The sequence below is a fragment of the Bacteroides sp. AM32-11AC genome, assembly GCF_003603515.1.
Classification (GTDB): Bacteria; Bacteroidota; Bacteroidia; order Bacteroidales; family Bacteroidaceae; genus Bacteroides; species Bacteroides uniformis.
The window spans coordinates 344,452-364,358 of the sequence record NZ_QTNH01000001.1 but is presented as its reverse complement, the minus strand read 5'-3'; the positions used below and the strand labels follow the sequence as shown (position 1 = coordinate 364,358).

Below are 19,907 nucleotides of genomic sequence, written 5' to 3'. Positions count from 1 at the left end.
TTTTTCTAACAACAATAAAACAGATGTAGCTATGAGACTAAAAAGATTGTTTTTGGGGGTAATGCTTTTGGTGGGCATTACGGGTGCCGGAGCGGCAAATGCTGCTCCGGAAGACATCTCTGCTTCTATTTCCTTGAAAGTGCCGGGGAATGATGCCAAGCAATATCCGCTGGCCTTGCAGAAGATGCAGGATGGTATGTACAGCTGCCGGGCTTCGGAAAAGTTACCGTTGGACATCATCCGCCAGGTGGTGGACAAGGATGGCAAACAGCGCATTACCGTCACACTCAAGGCGCTGGAAAATGTGTATTTCAACTACGGGGAACAGATAAAGACCGGTTACAAGCATTCGGACTGCCAGTTCTACATGCCGGGCTTCTGGTATCGCCGCAACCTGCGTTCGCCGAAGGAAGCTCCTTCTTTCCACACATCGGACAGTTGGCTGGTGCGTGAGGACCGTTTGAGCACTCCGCTGACGGCAGCTTTCAATCCGGCAAGCGGTACGTCCATGTCGGTTATCCGTATTGACAAGTTCGACAAGGAAGCTTTGACCACTCATAAGGAGGGAGAGGTAATCTTGTCCGGCGAGACTTCCATCGGATATACCGGTTTCTGCAATGTGGATGGTATGACTGTCTTGGCATACGGTTTCCCCTATAAGGAAGCACCGAAGACATATATCCGCAAATTGACGCTGGCTCCTGCCGTTGAGGCTTTCCAGTTGCTGCGTAAGGGCGACAGCATCTCCATGACTTGGGAGGTGTCCGAAAGGAATGCTGCCGATTTCTCGGAATGCGTACAGCGCACCTGGGAGTATTGTTATGACACTAACCGCCCGAAACCGGTTGACACACCTTACACGGTAGACCGCATGAAGGAGGTGATGAGCAACTTCTTTGTGGAAAGCTATGTCAGCAATACCCCCACTCATTATTACTCCGGTGTAGAGTTGGAGACTGCTACTTGTGCCAATACCGATGTTGCCGAAGTGGGCTTTGTGGGACGTACGTTGCTGAACGCTTTCAATGCTTTGGAGTATGGCAAACAGCAGAATCGCCAAGACCTGGTGGATAATGCCAACCATATCTTTGACACTTATCTCCAAAATGGTTTTTCGCCTGCCGGTTTCTTCAACGAAGTGGTACACTACAACCGCGGCTTCAAGGAAACCAGACATAGCATCCGCCGTCAGTCCGAGGGAGTGTATGCCATCTTGAACTATTTGAACTACGAGAAACAGCAGAAGCGTAAACACCCCGAATGGGAGAAACGCATCAAGGGCATGCTGGACAGCTTCCTCAAGTTGCAGAACGAGGACGGCAGCTTCCCGCGCAAGTTCAAGGATGATTTCTCTGTCGTGGATGCCAGCGGTGGTAGCACGCCTTCGGCAACATTGCCTTTGGTGATGGCGTCCAAGTATTTCAAAGACAAGCGTTATCTGGCAAGCGCCAAGCGTACGGTAGACTATCTGGAGAAGGAACTGATATCCAAAGCCGATTATTTCTCTTCTACGCTGGATGCCAACTGCGAGGACAAGGAAGCCTCCTTGTATGCTGCTACGGCTGCTTATTACCTGGCTTTGGTTACCAAAGGAGAAGAGCGTGCACACTATGCCGGTCTGGCAAAGAAAGCCGCTTATTTTGCCTTGTCATGGTATTATACTTGGGATGTTCCTTTTGCCGAAGGTCAGATGCTGGGAGATATCGGCTTGAAAACCCGTGGTTGGGGAAATGTGTCGGTAGAGAATAACCATATCGATGTATTTATCTTCGAATTTGCCGATGTGCTGCATTGGCTCTCCAAAGAGTACAACGAGCCGCGCTTCTCTGACTTTGCCGAGGTGATATCCACTTCCATGCGCCAGTTACTGCCGTATGAAGGGCACATGTGTGGCATTGCCAAAGTAGGCTATTACCCGGAAGTGGTGCAGCATACCAATTGGGATTACGGACGTAACGGAAAGGGATATTACAACAATATCTTCGCTCCGGGCTGGACGGTTGCTTCTTTGTGGGAGTTGTTCACTCCGGGACGTGCGGAGCAGTTCTTGTTGAAAAAATGATAGTCTAAACAGTAACCAATATTGTATTTATGAATAAGATGATGACTTTGTTGGCAAGCGTGATGCTATTGGCATCGGCTTGCACGGGCAAACAGGCGAGTGAAAAGACTGCTTCTGGACTGGAACCTGCGAACTTCCGTACGGAAGTGGATGGCAAGCAGACAGACTTGTTTGTTTTGGAGAATAAGAATGGTATGGAAGTTTGTATTACGAATTTCGGTGGACGTATTGTATCAGTGATGGTGCCGGACAAGGATGGCGTTATGCGTGATGTGGTGCTGGGCTTCGATTCCATTCAGGACTACATCAAGTTCCCTTCGGATTTCGGCGCTACCATCGGACGTTATGCCAACCGTATCAACCAGGGTAAGATTACAGTGGATGGGGTAGAGTATCAGCTGCCGCGCAACAATTACGGTCATTGCCTGCATGGAGGTCCCAAGGGATACCAATATCAAGTGTTCGATGCCCGCCAGTTGAGTAATCAGGTTTTGGAACTGACTTATCTGTCGAAAGACGGAGAGGAGGGCTTCCCGGGTAACCTGACCTGCAAGGTCACTTTCTCGCTGACAGATGACGATGCCATCGACATTCGTTACAGTGCCGAAACAGACCGTACCACTGTTGTCAATATGACGAACCATTCTTACTTTAACCTGGACGGTGACCCCTCCAAGTCCAATTCGGATTATCTGCTCACTATCGATGCAGATGCTTATACCCCCGTGGACAGTACCTTCATGACTACCGGTGAGATTGTTTCCGTAGAAGGTACGGATATGGATTTCCGCACTCCTACTGCTGTTGGCGCCCGTATCGACAATGACTTTGAGCAGTTGAAGAACGGCAAGGGCTATGACCACAACTGGGTACTCAATACGAAGGGCGATGTCACCCGCCCGTGTGCCACCCTCGAATCTCCCTCAACGGGTATTGTGCTTGATGTCTATACCAACGAACCGGGCATTCAGATTTATGCCGGTAACTTCCTGGATGGCACACTGACCGGAAAGAAAGGTATTGTGTACGGTCATCGTGCTTCTGTCTGTCTGGAGACTCAAAAGTATCCCGATACGCCCAACAAGCCGGAATGGCCTTCTGCATTGCTGAAGCCGGGAGAGAAGTATGACAGTCATTGCATTTATCGCTTCTCGGTGAAGAAATAAATATAGGGGATGTGTCATCTGTGTGCTATCAACCGTTTTGATACCCTCTTATTGTATGGCCTTTTTTGTGAATCTAAAATATAATATACAATGAGACACTTTAGTGTTTTTTTATTGGCTACTTTATTCCCTTTGATTTTCATGGGTTGCAAAAGTGAGGAAGACTCTTATCCTCCTATTCATTATGGATACAATTTAGCATTTGTCGATGAAAATGGCAATGATTTGATTGAGGGAATGCAAACCGGTCTTGGAAGAAATGGTAAGCCTGCTTTGAGAGAGAAAGATTACTCCTATAAATTGGTAGAACCCGATTCTAAAGATGACTTTACCGGACCGGACTGTATCTATGTGGAAAGCAGGGACGGACTTTTTACTTTGGCAATCTTTGATGCACTATGGGATGGATATAAATATGACAAGAAGACTGAAGTATTGAGGCGTACGTTTGTTTGTCCCTATATCTTTGGTGACGGAGAGGAACATTCCATTATTTCCCATTGGAAGTACAATGATGGTTATGGCAGTGTTGAACTTATTAGAGTAACTATAGATGGTGTGGATGCCCGCATCGAATCAGGAACAGACAAATATCAACAACCGTTAGTTATCGCTGTGTTGGCAAAGTAACTTGTTTTTCTTGGAATACTCTGTCTTGGTAAAATCAGCACTTTATCAAGACAGAGTTTTTATTCTTTGGAATTACCGCATCGCCAGCGCCTTATTCTCCGCCTCCTCCATAATCTCCCGTTCTCCCGGCCCTTTGTCATTGATGCCGCAAAGGTGGAGGATGCCGTGGATGATGACCCGGTACAGTTCGCGTTCGTAGTTGTTATCGGCGAACTGTTCCGCATTGGTGCGTACGGTATCGAGGCTGATGAAGAGGTCACCGCTAAGGCGGTTGCCTTCACAGTAGTCGAAAGTGATGATATCTGTGTAATAATCGTGTTGCAGATATTGGCGGTTCACTTCGAGTATTTTCTCGTCCGAGCAGAAGATATAGGCGATTTCACCGACTCTTTTTCCGTAAGTGGCGGCTACGGATTTTATCCATTCCGTGGTTTCACGCTTCTTGATGGATGGCATTTCCACGCCGTCTGTCTGATAACTAATCATTTTATTTACAATTTTACGATTTACGATTGAAATTACATTCCTGTGATTAAGACAGTTTCTTTAGAAGAAGAACATATAACTGATAATAATCGCTGCAATGATGCCGGAAAAATCGGCAATCAGCCCACACGTCACGGCATTCCTCGTTTTGGTGATACCTACGCTGCCGAAATACACAGCAAGAATATAGAATGTGGTGTCCGAAGCGCCACGTGCCACGCAACTCATGCGTCCTACAAATGAATCGGCGCCATACTGTTTCATGGTGTCAATCATCAGTCCGTTGGCACCGCTGCCGCTCAGTGACTTCATCAGGGCAGTGGGTAGGGCACCTACAAAGCTGGTATCTACACCGAATAGTCCTACTACATAACCGATACCGTTCACCAGTATATCCATGGCGCCGGAAGTGCGGAAAACGGCGATTCCAACGAGAAAAGCAACCAGATAAGGGATAATGCGTACGGCAGTGGTAAAGCCTTCTTTGGCTCCTTCTATAAAGGCATCGTATACATTGATTTTCTTCCATAGCCCCCAGAGGATGAACAGCAGGATGATGGAGAACAGCAGTATGTTGGCAATCAAAGTGGAATATACACCCATTTCATCACGGCTAATCTGTGTGAACAGATAAATGAGCGCGGCAAAGAAAAGACTGATGCAGCCAATCAGGATAAGTATGGGCTTGTTCAGCAGGTTGATGCGTTGTGCAATGCTGACGGCAATGACACCGACAATGGTCGAGATGGCAGTCGTTATCAGTGTGGGGATAAAGATGTCCGTGGGTTGGGCGGCACCCATCTGCGAGCGATACATCATGATGCTGACGGGGATAAGTATCAGTCCCGAAGTGTTGAGGACAAGGAACATGACCATCGGATTGGTGGCGGTATCCTTTTTCGGGTTCAGCTCCTGAAGTTCCTTCATGGCTTTCAGTCCCATCGGAGTAGCGGCATTGTCCAGCCCCAGCATGTTGGCAGAGAGATTCATGAATATGGAACCCATGGCAGGATGTCCTTTCGGTATTTCGGGGAAGAGGCGGCAGAATACCGGACTCAACCAACGGGAGAGGGCATTGATCATACCACTGTTTTCGCCTATTTTCATCACGCCGAGCCAGAGGGCGAGTATTCCTGTCAGTCCCAGGGATATTTCAAAAGCTGTTTTGGAAGAGGAGAAGGTGGAGTTGACGAGTTCTGTGAATATCTCCACATCACCCATAAAAATGAGTTTGCAGAGGGCTACGATGAATGCGATGACGAAGAAAGCTACCCAGATGTAATTTAAAACCATGTATCGTTACTTTGTTTCTAGTGGATTAATATTTGTTTTCGTTGGCAAGATTCCAGGCGTTGAGGAAAGCTGCTTTGGTTATTTCTATCATTTTTTCCCAGTTCAGCCGGTCGGTGTGGTCCGAAGGCTGGTGATAATCGGGATGTCCGTCTGTGTGGTACCAGATGATGGGGATGTTGCACAGGGCAAAAGAAGCATTGTCACTTCCTCCCGTGGGGCGGTCCCAGGCGCGGTAGTCCGGTTGCAGGCGCAAGCTGTAGCGTGCAATGTCCTGCTTCAGCCAGTCGCCGAATACGGGGTGGGCGGCGGTGTAGAAGTAGACAACGTGTTGAGGCTGCTCGGGCTTATTGTTACGGCCTATCATGTCGAAATTGAGATAACCTTTCACCTGGCTGATGAAAGGACAGCTTTGTACAAAGTATTTTGAGCCGAGCAATCCCTTTTCTTCCCCATCCCAAAAGGCAAAGATGACCGTGCGCAGAGGCTTCTGTCCGGTGGCAAGAAATGCACGGGCTATCTGCAGGACGGCAGAGACACCGGAGGCATTGTCGTCTGCACCGTTGTATATCCGGTCGTTTGCCAGCGTCTCGTCCACACCCAAATGGTCGAAGTGGGCACCTACGATGACATATTCATCTGGTCGTTCTCCCGGGATGGTTCCCAATACATTACTCATCTGCAGGATGCGGTGGACGCCTTGTTTAAGGATGGCGATGGAGTCGGGATGCACTTGCCACCGTCCCCGTTGTTGGCGTTCCTTGTTGTAAGCCTTGAAGGGTTGGTAATAATTGTCCTTTTCCAGCGGGGCAATGCCGGCTTCTTTCAGGCAGGATGCCAGATAGCGGGCAGCCAGTCGTGAACCGTGCATGCCTGCTTCGCGTCCTTGCAGCTCATCGTCGGCCAGAAAGCCGACAATAGCCTTGGCCGAAGTGCGGCTGATGCTTTGCAACCCCTTTTCTTGTGGAGATTGTGCATGTAAGGATAGTGCGAAAGAAAGGCAGCAGATTGCTCCCAAAACAGCTTTATACATGTCGTACGGTTTTAAGGATTGGACATACCGGTTGCAAAATTAAAGATAACTTTCCATAGTTTCTATATAAATGTTGTATTTTTGTCCATTGGTGGATGAATTCAAATCCGTGTAAATCAAATGAGAGAAGGATGAAAAAGAAGAATGAAGCAGTGGAAACCGTCTTGTGCGAACGTGTGCTTTCGGCAGAAGAAGTGGCGTGCATCTCGGTACAGATTCAGCAGGAATTGGAGGCGTATATCGACCCGGTGAAAAGGGAGTATCTTCCCCGTTTCTTCAAGACCGGAAAGGGGCAGTATGGCGAGGGGGATAAGTTTCTGGGAGTGGTGGTACCCAACACCCGGCAGGTGGCAAAGCAGCACAAGCACGAACCTTTTGGGGTAATGGCAGCCTTGCTTCAGAGTGAATGGCACGAGTGTCGCCTTTGTGCCTTGCTGATGTTGGTGGAGCGGTTCAAAAAGAGCGATGAAAAGGGGAAAAAGGAGATTTATGACTTTTACCTTTCGCAAACGGGCCGTATCAATAATTGGGATTTGGTCGATTTGTCTGCCCCCGGCATTGTGGGCGAATATCTGAAAGACAAACCTCGCAAAGACCTCTACCGGCTGGCGGATAGTCCGCTGCTTTGGAACCAGCGCATTGCCGTGGTATCTACCTATACACTTATCAAAAATGGTGATTTCATCGATATATTAGCCCTTTCGGAACGGCTGCTCCATCATAAGCATGACTTGATGCAAAAGGCGGTAGGATGGATGCTCCGGGAGATGGGTAAGCGGGACAAGGACTTGCTGGTGCAATTCTTGGAGAAGCATTGCAGGACGATGCCGCGAACGATGTTGCGTTATGCGATAGAGAAGTTCCCGGAGGAGGAGCGCAAGGAGTTTATGAAGCGCTGATGGGGAATGAAAATCGTGAAACTGTATTTTGCTCTTCTTGCCAACAAGTTGACAAGTTTTTGCCACCTTATTGGCAAGACCTTGCCACCGCGTTGGCAAACTTTTGCCATAGGCATGGCAAAGTTTTGCCAAAGGTGAGGCAAAGAGTTGGCAAAATTAGTCTCTGATGGTCAGTGTGTTACCAAAGGTAGCCTTCTGCGTAACTATCAAATTCTGTAGCCATGCCGGCATCCAGATGTCTGAAGACGTTCAGTACGGATTCCTGCTCTTCGGGGAGCAGCAGGCGTTCGCCTTTGCGGGCGCGGTAGTAGGTGCGTTGGCCGAAGCCGGCTATCAGGTTGGCGATGGCGATTCCCCGCTTGTTGTAGGGTAGGCTGTTCAGCATGTTCATGAAGCCTTTGGCGTAGCGCGCCTTCTGACTGGAGCGGTAGAAGGGGCATTCCCCTTTGACGGTGGCAAGGCGTTTGGGGCTGATGATTTTCCAGTAATCCTTTTCGGTAGGCATGCTCTGCATGGCGAGCTGGCGGAGGCAGGTGGCAGCCTTGGGGCATTGCCCGTTGAGGCATAAGGGGTAGTCGAAGGGGACTTGGGTAAAGGATATTTCTTCTTTCATAAGTAGCGTGTTCTATGCATTGTGCTTTCAGCAGGGGGGAGATTCGGCTTGCTGTCAGTAAATGGCTGGTTATTCTGCACAAATGTAGGAAGAAAGTGTGAGCCTGCAAATATATTTCAAGTATATATCTTGCTACTTCTATCGTTTTTTCTGTAATTTGCCTCCGGGCAGCATAATATTCCGTTGTATGGAGCGTACCAGGTATGTCATACGCCTTTTACTTATGTGAAAAAAGAAAGGGGATGAGTGCTATCTCAAAATAAATTCGTTATTTTGCAGGAAACAAAAGGAATATCCCTATGATTACTTATCTTAAAATAAATGGTTTTAAGTCATTTCATAATTTTGAAATGGAGTTTACCCCTTTGACCATTGTTGCAGGAACAAATGCTGCTGGGAAGAGTAACTTGTTTGATGCATTGAATCTGTTGTCACGCTTGGCTGAAGTGGACAAAATACATACAGCATTCAGAGAAGGGCAAAGAGGTGATTTGTTTGAACTATTCACTCAGTATGATGAACATGCTTATGCCGATGAAATGGAGTTTTGTGTGGAAGTGCTGGTAAATCGTGAAGTGACTGATGCTTGGGGAGCTACTGCAAGATTGAAATATACGAGGTTGCGTTATGAACTAAAAATACATCGCTTTGTAAACTCCAGTGGTATTGATGATTTAGAAGTTGTTTATGAACATTTGGCTACATTGAAACATCAAGAAGACAAATGGATAAAACTTTTGCCTAAAGAACAAATAGAATTTTGGAGACCTAAAGTAATTACAGGGAAACGTGGTCAACCTTATATCTATACACAAGAGCAAAATGAATTGCCTACGGTATTTGTTCCTCAAGATGGTGGTGGAGGTAACAAGCGAAGTTTTCCCCTGAGAAATGCTACGCGTACGGTATTGAGCAGCATTGATTCTGTTGATTTCCGCCATATTCTGGCCGTGAAGCAGGAAATGATCAGTTGGCGTTTCTTACAGTTGAACCCGGAGGATTTACGTCAACCCACAAGTAAGAGGACGGGAGAAGATGTCATTGGTGTTTCTGGGAAAAACCTGGCTGCAGCATTATTTAGGATTCAGCAGGAAGATAAATATTCATTGGTAGAGATATCTCGTGAATTAAATAGTTTTATTCCCAACTATACCCAGGTCTTTGTAGAAGATGATACAGAAAACAAGCAGTATATCATTTATCTGAAGAATGTGGACGGAAAGAAATACTCTTCCCGCGTGTTGTCCGAGGGTACGTTGCGATTGCTTACGCTTTGCATCCTGCAACACGATATGAAATACTCCGGTTTGCTTTGTTTTGAAGAACCGGAGAATGGCATTCACCCATTTAGGATAAAATCAATGGCGAAATTATTGAAGGATTTGACCACTAACTTTGAAGACCATGATCTACCTTTAAGACAAGTGATTGTGAATACGCATTCTACCGTTTTTGTCGGTGAAATTCAGAAATGGGAAGATGATTTGAATGTTTCCATCCATTTTGCGGAGATGAAATCAAGAGTGCTTTCTTTGCCATCGGGCAATAAGGTGAAACTCGATGTTTCGAAAATTATACAAGTTCCTAAAGAAGGGCAATTGACTATCAATTTCTCTGAGCAAGAACGAAAGCTTTCTTTGCAAATGATTAAGGAGTACTTAGAAAATACCCTAAAGGAGTGGTAATATGGCTAGACAATTATTTATTGGATTAATCACGGAAGGCCCTACGGATGTACGTTTCTTGCAGAGTGTGGTGGAAAGGACTTTTATTGATGTGGCTTTTGAATGCGAGAATGATTTAGAACCATACGTGAAATGCTTGACTGTGGAAAAAGTGCGACTTAGTTTTAATGAATATGTAGAGAAAGCTTCACGTCGAGGAATGGAAGAGATGGGTATGGATATACTTTGTGTCCATACAGATGCTGATAGTAAGGATACTAAAAGAGCCTATGCTGAAAAGATAAATCCGGCCAAAGAGTTCTTGTCTGATAAGAAAGGGGAGATTTGCAAGAGTCTGATTCCTATTGTTCCAGTGAGGATGGTAGAAGCATGGATGCTTGCTGACAAAGAACTATTAAAAGAGGAAATGGGTACAAGGATGTCGGATGAAGAATTGGGTATAAATCGTATGCCGGAACTTTATCTTGATCCTAAGGCTACCATTATACAAGCCATAGGTAAATCTAATCGGACTACGACACGTAGGCATAGGAAGGATTTGGATATTAGTGAACTATATGCTTCCATTGGTGCGAGGTTGGAATTGGAAAAGTTGCATCTGCTTCCTTCATATAGGCAATTTGTGGATGAGGTCAGAGAAGCCTACAGACAGTTGGGATTGTTACGGTAATGTGGAAAAATCAATAGGAAATAAAGCAGTGTTTGGAACATGATAGATAGTATGGAACAAGAAGATTTTGATATACGCAACCAGCAGCCCGTCACCAGCCGAGAACGTGATTTCGAGAACGCTCTCCGTCCGTTGAATTTTGAGGATTTCAGCGGGCAGGACAAGGTGGTGGACAATCTGCGCATATTTGTGAAAGCTGCCCGCCTGCGTGGCGAGGCGCTAGACCATGTGCTGCTTCACGGCCCTCCCGGATTGGGAAAAACGACACTCAGCAATATCATAGCCAACGAACTGGGCGTAGGTTTCAAGATAACTTCCGGTCCGGTACTCGATAAGCCGGGGGATTTGGCGGGAGTGCTTACCAGTCTGGAGCCCAATGATGTGCTTTTCATCGACGAAATACACCGGTTGAGCCCCGTAGTGGAGGAATATCTGTACTCAGCCATGGAGGACTACCGCATAGACATCATGATAGACAAAGGCCCTTCTGCCCGAAGCATACAGATTGATTTGAATCCTTTCACGCTGGTGGGAGCTACCACGCGTAGCGGTCTGTTGACAGCTCCGTTGCGTGCCCGTTTCGGTATCAACCTGCATCTGGAATATTACGATGATGATGTGCTGAGCGGCATTATCCGTCGTTCGTCCGGCATCCTCGATGTGCCTTGCTCCGTAAGGGCTGCCGCCGAGATTGCGAGCCGCAGCCGTGGCACACCGCGTATTGCCAATGCATTGCTGCGGCGTGTACGCGATTTTGCCCAAGTGAAAGGTTCGGGGAGTATCGATACGGAAATCGCACAGTTTGCCCTCGAAGCCCTGAATATCGACAAATACGGTCTGGATGAGATAGATAATAAGATACTCTGCACCATCATTGACAAGTTCAAAGGCGGCCCGGTGGGACTGACCACCATTGCCACCGCTTTGGGCGAAGATGCCGGCACGATAGAGGAAGTCTATGAACCGTTCTTGATAAAAGAGGGTTTCCTGAAACGTACCCCCCGTGGGCGTGAGGTGACGGAGCTTGCCTACAAGCATTTGGGGCGGAGTCTCTATAGTAGCCAGCGTACCTTGTTTGGCGACGAGTGATTCATTAATCATTAATCACTAACCATTAATCATTAAAAAGAAGTGGCCGGATTAAAATCATTGGCAAAAGAAACTGCCATTTATGGGCTGAGCAGTATTGTGGGGCGTTTCCTCAATTACCTACTGGTGCCCGTATATACCATGGCGATGTCCGCACAGAGTGGCGGCTATGGCGTAGTGACGAATGTATATGCGTGGGTGGCCCTCATGCTGGTATTATTGACGTGCGGCATGGAAACCGGTTTCTTCCGCTTTGCCAATAAAGGGGAGGATGACCCGATGCGTGTGTACTCCACGACATTACTCAGTGTGAGTATGGGGGCGCTTACTTTCCTTGCATTGGGGCTGCTGTTTCTCGACCCTATTGCCGGATGGATGGAGTACAGTGAGCATCCCTGGTACGTGGGCATGATGATGATTGTGGTGGCGATGGATGCTATTCAAAGCATTCCTTTCGCTTATTTGCGCTACAAAAAGCGTCCCATTAAGTTTGCGGCACTCAAATTGCTGTTCATCTTCTTGAATATAGCACTGAATCTGGTCTATTATGTAGGGATGAAAGGGGATGACGTGGGCTATGCCTTCCTTTTCAATCTGATATGCACCTCTACCATTATGCTTTGCATGATTCCGGAGTTACGCGGGTTTGCTTATGTGCTGGATAAAAAACTGTTGAAGCGGATGCTTGCTTACAGTCTGCCGTTACTGGTACTTGGCTTGGCGGGTATCTTGAATCAGGTGGCCGATAAGATTATTTTTCCTTTTGTCTATCCGGATGAGGCGGAAGCTACTGTGCAGTTGGGCATTTATGGAGCTGCCAGCAAAATTGCTATGGTGATGGCGATGCTTACACAAGCTTTCCGCTATGCATACGAGCCTTTTGTCTTCGGAAAGAGCCGGGACAAAGACAATAAGCAGGTATATGCGCAGGCCATGAAGTTTTTCATCATCTTTACACTGCTGGCATTCCTGGCTGTCATGTTCTATCTGGATATTTTGCGCTATATCATCGGCCCTGATTACTGGCCGGGATTGCGGGTAGTGCCTATCGTGATGGCTGCCGAAATCTTTATGGGTATCTATTTCAATCTTTCCTTCTGGTACAAGCTGATTGACGAAACGCGTTGGGGAGCCTACTTCTCCTTGATAGGTTGCACGGTGCTGGTAGTGATGAACATACTTCTGATTCCCCGATACAGTTATATGGCTTGTGCCTGGGCAGGATTCTGTGGCTATGGTATCGCCATGCTTCTGTCCTATTTCGTAGGGCAGAAGAAGTATCCCATTCAGTATGACCTGAAGGCTATCGGTAGTTATGTGCTGCTTGCGGCAGTACTCTATCTGGCTGCCGAATATGTCCCGATAGAAAATATTTACCTGCGTATGGCGTACCGTACCGTTTTGTTGCTGCTCTTTGTGGCCTATATCGTGAAGTGCGACTTGCCGTTGAGGCAGATTCCGTTCATTGGTAGGCTGGTGAAGTGAGGTTAGAGAAGTTAGCTTGATAAACATTGCGTATTTAACAGTTTTGTCAAGAAAAGCATTACTTTTGTACTGTTATTAAAACTGAAGTGACACAATGGACAGAAAAATCAATCGCATAAAGATTGTTTTGAAATCAAGGATTGTGCAGAAGAGCAAACAATAAATTCAGAATCAAGTATGATTAAATCAGAAGCAATTCAGAATCTCCTCGCAAGATTCGAATCCATTGCGTGTGAATACGAAGGCGTGGAGTGCTGGAGTGCTCGCGAATTATATCCCATTCTGGGCTATGCCAAATGGCAAACGTTTGAGAATGTTTTAGGAAAAGCTAAGGAGGCTTGCCAAAACGCTGGTGTAGAGACGAGTAATCATTTTACCGGCATCAGTAAAACGATACTTATGCCTAAAGGTGCATCAAAGGACATTGAAGACTTTATGCTCACTCGCTATGCCTGCTACCTCGTGGCACAAAATGGTGACCCTCGTAAGTCGGAGATTGCTTTTGCCCAAAATTACTTTGCTGTACAAACACGTGTGGCAGAGGTAATAGAGCAACGACTTCTTGACTACGACCGTGTCCAGGCTCGCCATAAGTTGGCAGAGACAGAGAAACGCCTCTTTGGTGTTCTTTACGAGCGTGGTGTGGATGACAAGGGGTTCGGAATCATACGTAGTAAGGGCGACCAAGCTCTTTTTCGCATGAACACTGCTATGCTTAAACGTAAACTTGGGGCACCGGAAAAACGTGCTTTGGCAGATTTCTTGCCAACTCTTGGCATTAAGGCAAAGGACTTTGCTGCCGAGATGACCAGCAGTGTTTTACGAGGCGTTTCATTGAGAGAAAATTGAAAACTGATAATTGATAATGGAAGAAAAGACGACCGACAACAGAAATACCTTCGCTATCAAGACTTTTCTGAAAGACTATCTTGATTTGCGCAAAGACAAGGACAATGAACTGGAAACTGTAGATTCCATCCGTAAGGGAGTGGAATTCAAAGGAGCCAATCTTTGGATTCTGATATTCGCCATATTCATGGCCTCGTTGGGATTGAATGTAAACTCCACAGCCGTGATTATCGGTGCCATGCTCATCTCGCCGCTGATGGGGCCTATCATGGGCGTGGGGCTTTCTGTGGGGTTGAATGATTTTGAATTGATGAAGCGGTCTTTGAAGAGCTTCTTGATAACTACCTTGTTCAGTGTGACCACTGCTACCATTTTCTTTCTGGTGAGTCCCGTTGCCGAGGGGCAGTCGGAATTGCTGGCACGTACGTCACCCACCATTTATGACGTATTCATCGCCTTGATGGGTGGCTTGGCAGGTGTGACGGCGCTCTCTACCAAAGAGAAAGGAAATGTGATTCCGGGTGTTGCCATTGCTACGGCTTTGATGCCGCCTCTCTGTACGGCAGGCTACGGGCTGGCAACGGGTAACTTGATTTATTTCCTCGGTGCATTCTATCTTTATTTCATCAATTCCGTGTTTATCAGTCTTGCCACTTTCCTGGGCGTGCGCGTGATGCACTTCCAGCGCAAGGAGTTTGTGGATAAGAACCGGGAGAAGAAAGTACGTAAATATATCGTCCTGATTGCTATCCTGACCATGTGTCCCGCTGTCTATCTGACGGTAGGTATCGTCCAGGATACCTTCTTTGAGAGTGCTGCCAACCGTTTTGTCAACGAGCAGCTCTCCTTTGAGAATACGCAGGTGCTGGACAAGAAAATCCATCACGAGGGCAAGGGCCACGAAATACGTGTCGTGCTGATTGGGCAGGAGGTGCCCGAAGCTTCCATCGCCATTGCCCGCAGCAAGATGAAAGACTATAAGCTGGACAATACCAAGCTGATAGTCCTCCAAGGTATGAACAATGAAGCGGTGGATATTTCTTCCATCCGTGCCATGGTGATGGAAGACTTCTACAAGAACAGCGAGCAGCGTCTGGTGGAACAGAAACAGAAGATTGCCACACTGGAGCAGAATTTGGAAAGATACAAAACCTTCGATGAATTGGGCAAGAAGATTATCCCGGAACTGAAAGTGCTCTACCCGTCGGTAAAGACTGTATCAATATCTCATGCGATTGAACTGGCGGTAGATTCTGTACGGGTGGATACTGTGACCCTTGCCGTCTTGAAATTCGGCAAGCATCCGGGTGCGCACGAGAAGGAAAAGATTGCGGAGTGGCTCAAGGCGCGTACGGGTGCCAAGCAATTGAGGCTGATTACTGAATAATACAAGAATTGACGGAATGAAAATAAGATTTATACTGATAGCTGTCTGCTTCCTTTTTTCTCTGCCGGGACAAGCGGATGAAGGGATGTGGATGCTGGGAAATCTGAACAAGCAGACACGCCAGACCATGAAAGAGTTGGGCTTGCAGATGTCTGTCAACAAGCTATACAATACGAAACGCCCGTCTCTGAAGGATGCGGTAGTCAGCTTCGGAGGCTTTTGTTCCGGAGTGGTGGTGTCCGGGGACGGGCTGGTGTTTACCAATCATCACTGCGGCTTCAGCAGCATACAGCAACACTCGTCTGTGGAGCACGACTATCTGAAAGACGGCTTTGTGGCACGTAATCTTAGTGAAGAACTGCCTAATCCGGAACTTTACGTCCGCTTCCTCTTGCACCAGCAAGACGTGACCCGTCGGGTACTTGGAGCAGTAAAACCGGATATGAACGAATCTGAGCGTACAAGTGTAGTAGATTCGGTGATGCTGGTCATTGGCGAAGAGGTTTCTCGTAAAGACTCCACGCTGATAGGCATTGTGGATGCTTACTATGGAGGCAATGAATTCTGGCTTTCCGTTTATCGCGACTACAATGATGTGCGTCTGGTATTTGCACCCCCTTCTTCAGTGGGCAAGTTCGGCTGGGACACTGACAACTGGGTATGGCCGCGCCATACGGGTGACTTCGCCGTATTCCGTATCTATGCCGGCAAAGACAACCGTCCTGCCGACTATTCTCCCGACAATGTTCCCTACCATCCCGAATACGTGGCTCCGATATCTCTGGACGGCTATCGTGAGGGTTCCTTCTGTATGACGATGGGCTATCCGGGCAGTACGGAACGCTATCTTTCCTCTTTTGGCATCGAAGAGATGATGACCACCACCAACCAGGCTCAGATAGATGTCCGTGGTGTGAAGCAGGCCATCTGGAAGCGTGAAATGGATAGCCGTGACAGCATCCGCATCAAGTACGCTTCCAAATACGACGAAAGTTCCAATTATTGGAAGAACAGCATAGGAGTGAACCGCACCATCAAGAAACTGCATGTGCTGGACAAGAAGCGTGCCATGGAGACCGAACTCCGTCGCTGGATACAGCAGACACCGGAGGAGCGGGAACATCTGCTGCATCTTTTTTCCGACCTGGAGCTGAACTACAAGAGCCGCCGTGATGCTTATCGTGCCAGAGCTTACTTTGCCGAATCTTTCCTGAACGGTCCGGAACTGGTGCAGCTTGCTTTGTCCATCCTCAACTTCGACTTTGAGGGGGAAGAGAAAACGGTGGTTGCCAATCTGAAAGCTATCGTTGAGAAATATGCCAATCTGGACTTGGGCATTGACAAGGAAGTGTTTACAGCACTGTTGAAAGAATACCACTCCCAAGTGGATTCCACCTATCTGCCCGAGCTCTACCAGACGATTGCGACAGAATACGGAGGTAACGAGCGTACCTATGTGGATAGTCTTTATGCCCGCTCGGAGCTGACCACCCCCCGTGGATTGAAGCGTTTCCTGGAGCAGGACACCACCTATCAGATATATAACGACCCTGCCATCAATTTGGGCATCGATCTCATCACGAAGCTATTCGAGATGAATATGCAGGTACAGCAGGCTTCCGGTGAAATCGAGCGGAATGAACGTTTGTTCAACTCTGCCGTGCGACGGATGTACGCATCCCGTAACTTCTATCCCGACGCCAACTCCACCATGCGTTTGAGTTTTGGCACTGTCTGCGGTTATGCCCCCTTCGACGGAGCGGAATATGATTATTATACCACCACGAAAGGTATTCTGGAGAAAGTCAGAGCCCATGCAGGCGATGTGGATTTTGAAGTGCAGCCCGAGTTGCTATTCCTTCTTTCCTCTGGTGATTTCGGTAGATATGCCGATGAAAAGGGAGAAATGAATGTCTGCTTTATCTCCAATAATGACATTACGGGAGGCAATTCCGGCAGTGCCATGTTCAATGCCAAAGGAGAACTTCTGGGGCTTGCCTTCGATGGGAACTGGGAAGCCATGAGCAGCGACATCCTTTATGAGCCGAAGATGCAGCGCACCATCGGGGTGGATGTACGCTACATACTGTTTATGATTGAGAAGTATGGGAAGGCAGGAAATCTGATTCAGGAACTGAAGCTTGCCAATCCTTAGCGTGTGCCCCCTGCCTATACTTTTATGGGTGATATTTTCTAAATCACTCCACGGATACGGTCATCGAATGCCGAGAGTGCTGCCTTTGCCCCTTCGCCCATGGCAATGGCTATCTGCTTGTAGGGAACATTCGATACATCCCCTGCCGCATATACCCCCGGAAGTGTGGTACGGCAGAAAGCGTCAATCTTAATCTCCCCGGCCGGAGTCGTTTCCAGCTTGTCGCGGAAAGGAGCGCTGTTGGCTGCCAAACCGATTTGCACGAAGATGCCGTCTAACGGGAAGTCTCGTTCCTCGCCGGTAAGGCGGTCTTTGATGCGGATAGAAGTTACTTTTTCCCTGTTTCCATCGACTTTGACGGTTTGTGACGAGGTGAAGATTTCCACATTCGGCAGGCTCCGGGCTTTCTCTTGCAGCACTTGGTCGGCTTTCAGTGTATCGGCAAATTCGAATACCGTTACCTTCCGGCAGATGCCTGCCAGGTCGATGGCAGCTTCAATCCCCGAGTTACCTCCACCGATAACCGCCACATGCTTGCCTTGATAGAACGGACCGTCGCAATGCGGACAGAATGCCACGCCGCGTCCTATGTATTCCGCTTCGCCCTCCACATTCAGTTTGCGCCAGCTTGCCCCTGTGGCAATGATTACCGCCGGTGCATGGAACATCTCGCCGCCTACGGTGGAGACACTTTTCTCCGTTCCCTGCAACTCTACTTTCTCTATCTTACGCTCCTCGAAAATCTCTATCGGATAGTGCTCTATATGTGTGCGGAGTGCGTTGGCAAGTTCTGCACCAGTAGTCTGCGGCACGGAGATAAGGTTTTCTATGCCTACCGTCTCTTTTACCTGTCCGCCTATGCGCTCGGCAACAATCGCCACCCGTAGGCCCTTGCGTGCAGAGTAGATGGCTGCGGAAGCTCCGGCTGGTCCGCCGCCCAATACCAGCACGTCGAAATCTCTCTCTATCGGCGCTTCGTCCTCTTGCGGAGCACTGCCGAAGGCTTCTTCCAGCTTCTGCAAAAGCTCTCCTAAAGAACCGCGACCTACGTGAAGCAGCTTGCCATTAGCGTAGACTGACGGCACGGCTTGTATCTTCAGCGCATCCACTTCCTCTTGATTAAGCGCCCCGTCCACCATCTCGTGGGTGACGTGCGGATTCAGCAATGCGATGATGTTCAGTACCTGCACCACATCCGGACAGTTGGTGCAAGTAAGCGATACATACGTTTGCAGGCTGATGTCGCCTTGCAACGCCCGGATGCGGCGACGAATTGCTTCGTCCGGCAGATTTTTCCCCTTTCCATCGGCATTCAGCACGGCAAGCAGGAGGGAAGTGAACTCGTGTCCGCCGGGGATGCCGCGGAACTTGATGCCGGTTTCCATATCGTCTTTCAGCAATGTGAACTCCAACACGGGGTTCTCTATCTCACTCATCCGGCAGGAGAGCTTGTCGGAACAGCTTGCCACATCCTTCAAGAATCCGATAAGCTCTTGTGCCTGCTCGTGCCCCGGATGATAGGTGATGTGAAAGACGTAGCGGGCTTCCAAATGCTGGAATACGCTCCGCACCTGGTCTAATATAGTTGTTTCTAACATGATTAATAGGGTGTTTGGGGTGAGAAAATAGTCTTTTAATATGTTTGATATAGAGTAGTTGCAGAACTTGTGAGGAAGTACTCCAATACTCCTTCGAAAGTACTGCGGTACTCCTTTGAAAGTACTACAGTACTTCTGTACAAGTACTGCGGACGTCTTAAAGGAAAGCGGACGTCTTTCTATGGTGAAAGCGCCCGCTCCTCCTATTACTTATCAAATCTTTCCTACAAGGTCGATGCTCGGCTTCAAAGTTTCCGCTCCTTTCTTCCACTTGGCAGGGCAGACTTCTCCATCGTGTGTGGCAACAAACTGTGCAGCTTCTACCTTGCGCAGCAGCTCGTCGGCATTGCGTCCGATGTTGTTGTCCTGTATCTCGGCAATCTTGATTTTACCCTCGGGATTTACGAGGAATGTGCCGCGATATGCCATGCCTTCTTCTTCAATCATCACGCCGAATGCGCGGCTCAGCACGCCTGTGGGGTCGGCAAGCATGGGGTACTTAATCTTGCGGATGCTTTCGGAAGCATCGTGCCATGCCTTGTGCACAAAGTGCGAGTCTGTGCTTACAGAATATACTTCTACGCCCATTGCTTGGAATTGGTCATATTTCTCTGCGATGTCTACCAGCTCGGTAGGGCATACGAAGGTAAAGTCTGCCGGATAGAAGAAGAAAATGGCCCATTTACCTTTTACGTCTTCGTGGGATACTGTTTTGAAACTTCCGTTTTGGAAAGCCTGAACCTTGAATTCAGGGAGTTGTGAGTTGATGATCGGTTCCATAATTTTTCTCTTTTAATAGGTTTAGTTTTT

At 47.9% G+C, this 19,907-nt stretch carries 16 protein-coding genes and 1 pseudogene; 11 read left to right on the top strand and 6 right to left on the bottom strand.

Going from position 1 to position 19,907, the window contains the following annotated elements:
• Positions 1-31: 31 nt before the first annotated feature.
• The 3 genes from DW800_RS01460 (at position 32) to DW800_RS01450 (ending at position 3,858) form a co-directional block, all read left to right on the top strand.
• Positions 32-2,062 (top strand): hypothetical protein, encoded by a 2,031-nt coding sequence (locus tag DW800_RS01460; RefSeq protein WP_119957712.1) that lies wholly within the window; start codon positions 32-34, stop codon positions 2,060-2,062.
• A 29-nt stretch (positions 2,063-2,091) separates the two neighbouring features.
• Entirely contained in the window at positions 2,092-3,228 is a 1,137-nt protein-coding gene (locus DW800_RS01455) for an aldose epimerase family protein (protein ID WP_117720922.1), read from the top strand.
• Positions 3,229-3,318: 90 nt separating this feature from the next.
• Positions 3,319-3,858, top strand: a complete 540-nt coding sequence (locus DW800_RS01450; protein WP_118931075.1) for a hypothetical protein — start codon at positions 3,319-3,321, stop codon at positions 3,856-3,858.
• Positions 3,859-3,930: 72 nt separating this feature from the next.
• On the opposite strand, the gene ybeY is transcribed toward DW800_RS01450, so the two are convergent.
• Genes ybeY through DW800_RS01435 form a run of 3 tightly spaced genes read right to left on the bottom strand, consistent with a single transcriptional unit; the run spans position 3,931 to position 6,667 of the window.
• A complete protein-coding gene (gene ybeY, locus DW800_RS01445; protein WP_005826129.1) occupies positions 3,931-4,344 on the bottom strand; it encodes an rRNA maturation RNase YbeY in 414 nt (137 codons plus the stop codon).
• A gap of 60 nt (positions 4,345-4,404) precedes the next feature.
• Positions 4,405-5,637, bottom strand: a complete 1,233-nt coding sequence (locus tag DW800_RS01440; protein ID WP_119957711.1) for a nucleoside recognition domain-containing protein — start codon at positions 5,635-5,637, stop codon at positions 4,405-4,407.
• A 25-nt stretch (positions 5,638-5,662) separates the two neighbouring features.
• Positions 5,663-6,667 (bottom strand): M28 family metallopeptidase, encoded by a 1,005-nt coding sequence (locus DW800_RS01435; RefSeq protein WP_005833906.1) that lies wholly within the window; start codon positions 6,665-6,667, stop codon positions 5,663-5,665.
• Between the two features lie 131 nt (positions 6,668-6,798).
• Here DW800_RS01435 and DW800_RS01430 point away from each other — a divergent pair, with 131 nt between their 5' ends.
• Positions 6,799-7,566, top strand: a complete 768-nt coding sequence (locus DW800_RS01430) for a DNA alkylation repair protein (protein ID WP_119957710.1) — start codon at positions 6,799-6,801, stop codon at positions 7,564-7,566.
• A 178-nt stretch (positions 7,567-7,744) separates the two neighbouring features.
• On the opposite strand, the gene DW800_RS01425 is transcribed toward DW800_RS01430, so the two are convergent.
• Positions 7,745-8,179, bottom strand: a complete 435-nt coding sequence (locus tag DW800_RS01425) for a DUF6078 family protein (RefSeq protein ID WP_119957709.1) — start codon at positions 8,177-8,179, stop codon at positions 7,745-7,747.
• 299 nt (positions 8,180-8,478) lie between these two features.
• Here DW800_RS01425 and DW800_RS01420 point away from each other — a divergent pair, with 299 nt between their 5' ends.
• The 7 genes and pseudogenes from DW800_RS01420 (at position 8,479) to DW800_RS01390 (ending at position 17,499) form a co-directional block, all read left to right on the top strand.
• On the top strand, positions 8,479-9,864 hold the full coding sequence (locus DW800_RS01420; protein WP_016272131.1) for an AAA family ATPase: 1,386 nt from the start codon (positions 8,479-8,481) through the stop codon (positions 9,862-9,864).
• A gap of 1 nt (position 9,865) precedes the next feature.
• Positions 9,866-10,534 carry a DUF4276 family protein gene (locus DW800_RS01415; RefSeq protein ID WP_016272130.1) on the top strand — a complete coding sequence of 223 codons (669 nt, stop codon included), beginning with the start codon at positions 9,866-9,868 and terminating at the stop codon, positions 10,532-10,534.
• A 51-nt stretch (positions 10,535-10,585) separates the two neighbouring features.
• The gene (gene ruvB / locus DW800_RS01410) at positions 10,586-11,623 is read left to right on the top strand and encodes a Holliday junction branch migration DNA helicase RuvB (protein WP_034525480.1); all 1,038 of its coding nucleotides are present in this window, start codon (positions 10,586-10,588) and stop codon (positions 11,621-11,623) included.
• A 42-nt stretch (positions 11,624-11,665) separates the two neighbouring features.
• A complete protein-coding gene (locus tag DW800_RS01405) occupies positions 11,666-13,108 on the top strand; it encodes a lipopolysaccharide biosynthesis protein (RefSeq protein ID WP_035447585.1) in 1,443 nt (480 codons plus the stop codon).
• 180 nt (positions 13,109-13,288) lie between these two features.
• Positions 13,289-13,921, top strand: a pseudogene (gene dinD / locus DW800_RS01400) (DNA damage-inducible protein D); the annotation flags it as partial.
• 52 nt (positions 13,922-13,973) lie between these two features.
• Positions 13,974-15,344, top strand: a complete 1,371-nt coding sequence (locus DW800_RS01395; protein WP_005826112.1) for a TIGR00341 family protein — start codon at positions 13,974-13,976, stop codon at positions 15,342-15,344.
• Positions 15,345-15,360: 16 nt separating this feature from the next.
• Positions 15,361-17,499, top strand: a complete 2,139-nt coding sequence (locus tag DW800_RS01390; protein WP_119957708.1) for a S46 family peptidase — start codon at positions 15,361-15,363, stop codon at positions 17,497-17,499.
• 38 nt (positions 17,500-17,537) lie between these two features.
• On the opposite strand, the gene ahpF is transcribed toward DW800_RS01390, so the two are convergent.
• Positions 17,538-19,097, bottom strand: a complete 1,560-nt coding sequence (ahpF, locus tag DW800_RS01385; protein WP_119957707.1) for an alkyl hydroperoxide reductase subunit F — start codon at positions 19,095-19,097, stop codon at positions 17,538-17,540.
• 213 nt (positions 19,098-19,310) lie between these two features.
• Complete coding sequence (gene ahpC / locus DW800_RS01380; protein ID WP_005826106.1) at positions 19,311-19,877, bottom strand: alkyl hydroperoxide reductase subunit C; 567 nt, start codon at positions 19,875-19,877, stop codon at positions 19,311-19,313.
• Positions 19,878-19,907: the final 30 nt, after the last annotated feature.

Coding starts and splice junctions, on each gene's coding strand:
- DW800_RS01435 (WP_005833906.1), bottom strand. CDS start 6,667: ATGTATAAAGCTGTTTTGGGAGCAATCTGCTGCCTTTCTTTCGCACTA.
- ybeY (WP_005826129.1), bottom strand. CDS start 4,344: ATGATTAGTTATCAGACAGACGGCGTGGAAATGCCATCCATCAAGAAG.
- DW800_RS01390 (WP_119957708.1), top strand. CDS start 15,361: ATGAAAATAAGATTTATACTGATAGCTGTCTGCTTCCTTTTTTCTCTG.
- DW800_RS01415 (WP_016272130.1), top strand. CDS start 9,866: ATGGCTAGACAATTATTTATTGGATTAATCACGGAAGGCCCTACGGAT.
- DW800_RS01440 (WP_119957711.1), bottom strand. CDS start 5,637: ATGGTTTTAAATTACATCTGGGTAGCTTTCTTCGTCATCGCATTCATC.
- DW800_RS01420 (WP_016272131.1), top strand. CDS start 8,479: ATGATTACTTATCTTAAAATAAATGGTTTTAAGTCATTTCATAATTTT.
- ruvB (WP_034525480.1), top strand. CDS start 10,586: ATGGAACAAGAAGATTTTGATATACGCAACCAGCAGCCCGTCACCAGC.
- ahpC (WP_005826106.1), bottom strand. CDS start 19,877: ATGGAACCGATCATCAACTCACAACTCCCTGAATTCAAGGTTCAGGCT.
- DW800_RS01395 (WP_005826112.1), top strand. CDS start 13,974: ATGGAAGAAAAGACGACCGACAACAGAAATACCTTCGCTATCAAGACT.
- DW800_RS01430 (WP_119957710.1), top strand. CDS start 6,799: ATGAAAAAGAAGAATGAAGCAGTGGAAACCGTCTTGTGCGAACGTGTG.
- DW800_RS01455 (WP_117720922.1), top strand. CDS start 2,092: ATGAATAAGATGATGACTTTGTTGGCAAGCGTGATGCTATTGGCATCG.
- DW800_RS01450 (WP_118931075.1), top strand. CDS start 3,319: ATGAGACACTTTAGTGTTTTTTTATTGGCTACTTTATTCCCTTTGATT.
- ahpF (WP_119957707.1), bottom strand. CDS start 19,097: ATGTTAGAAACAACTATATTAGACCAGGTGCGGAGCGTATTCCAGCAT.
- DW800_RS01425 (WP_119957709.1), bottom strand. CDS start 8,179: ATGAAAGAAGAAATATCCTTTACCCAAGTCCCCTTCGACTACCCCTTA.
- DW800_RS01460 (WP_119957712.1), top strand. CDS start 32: ATGAGACTAAAAAGATTGTTTTTGGGGGTAATGCTTTTGGTGGGCATT.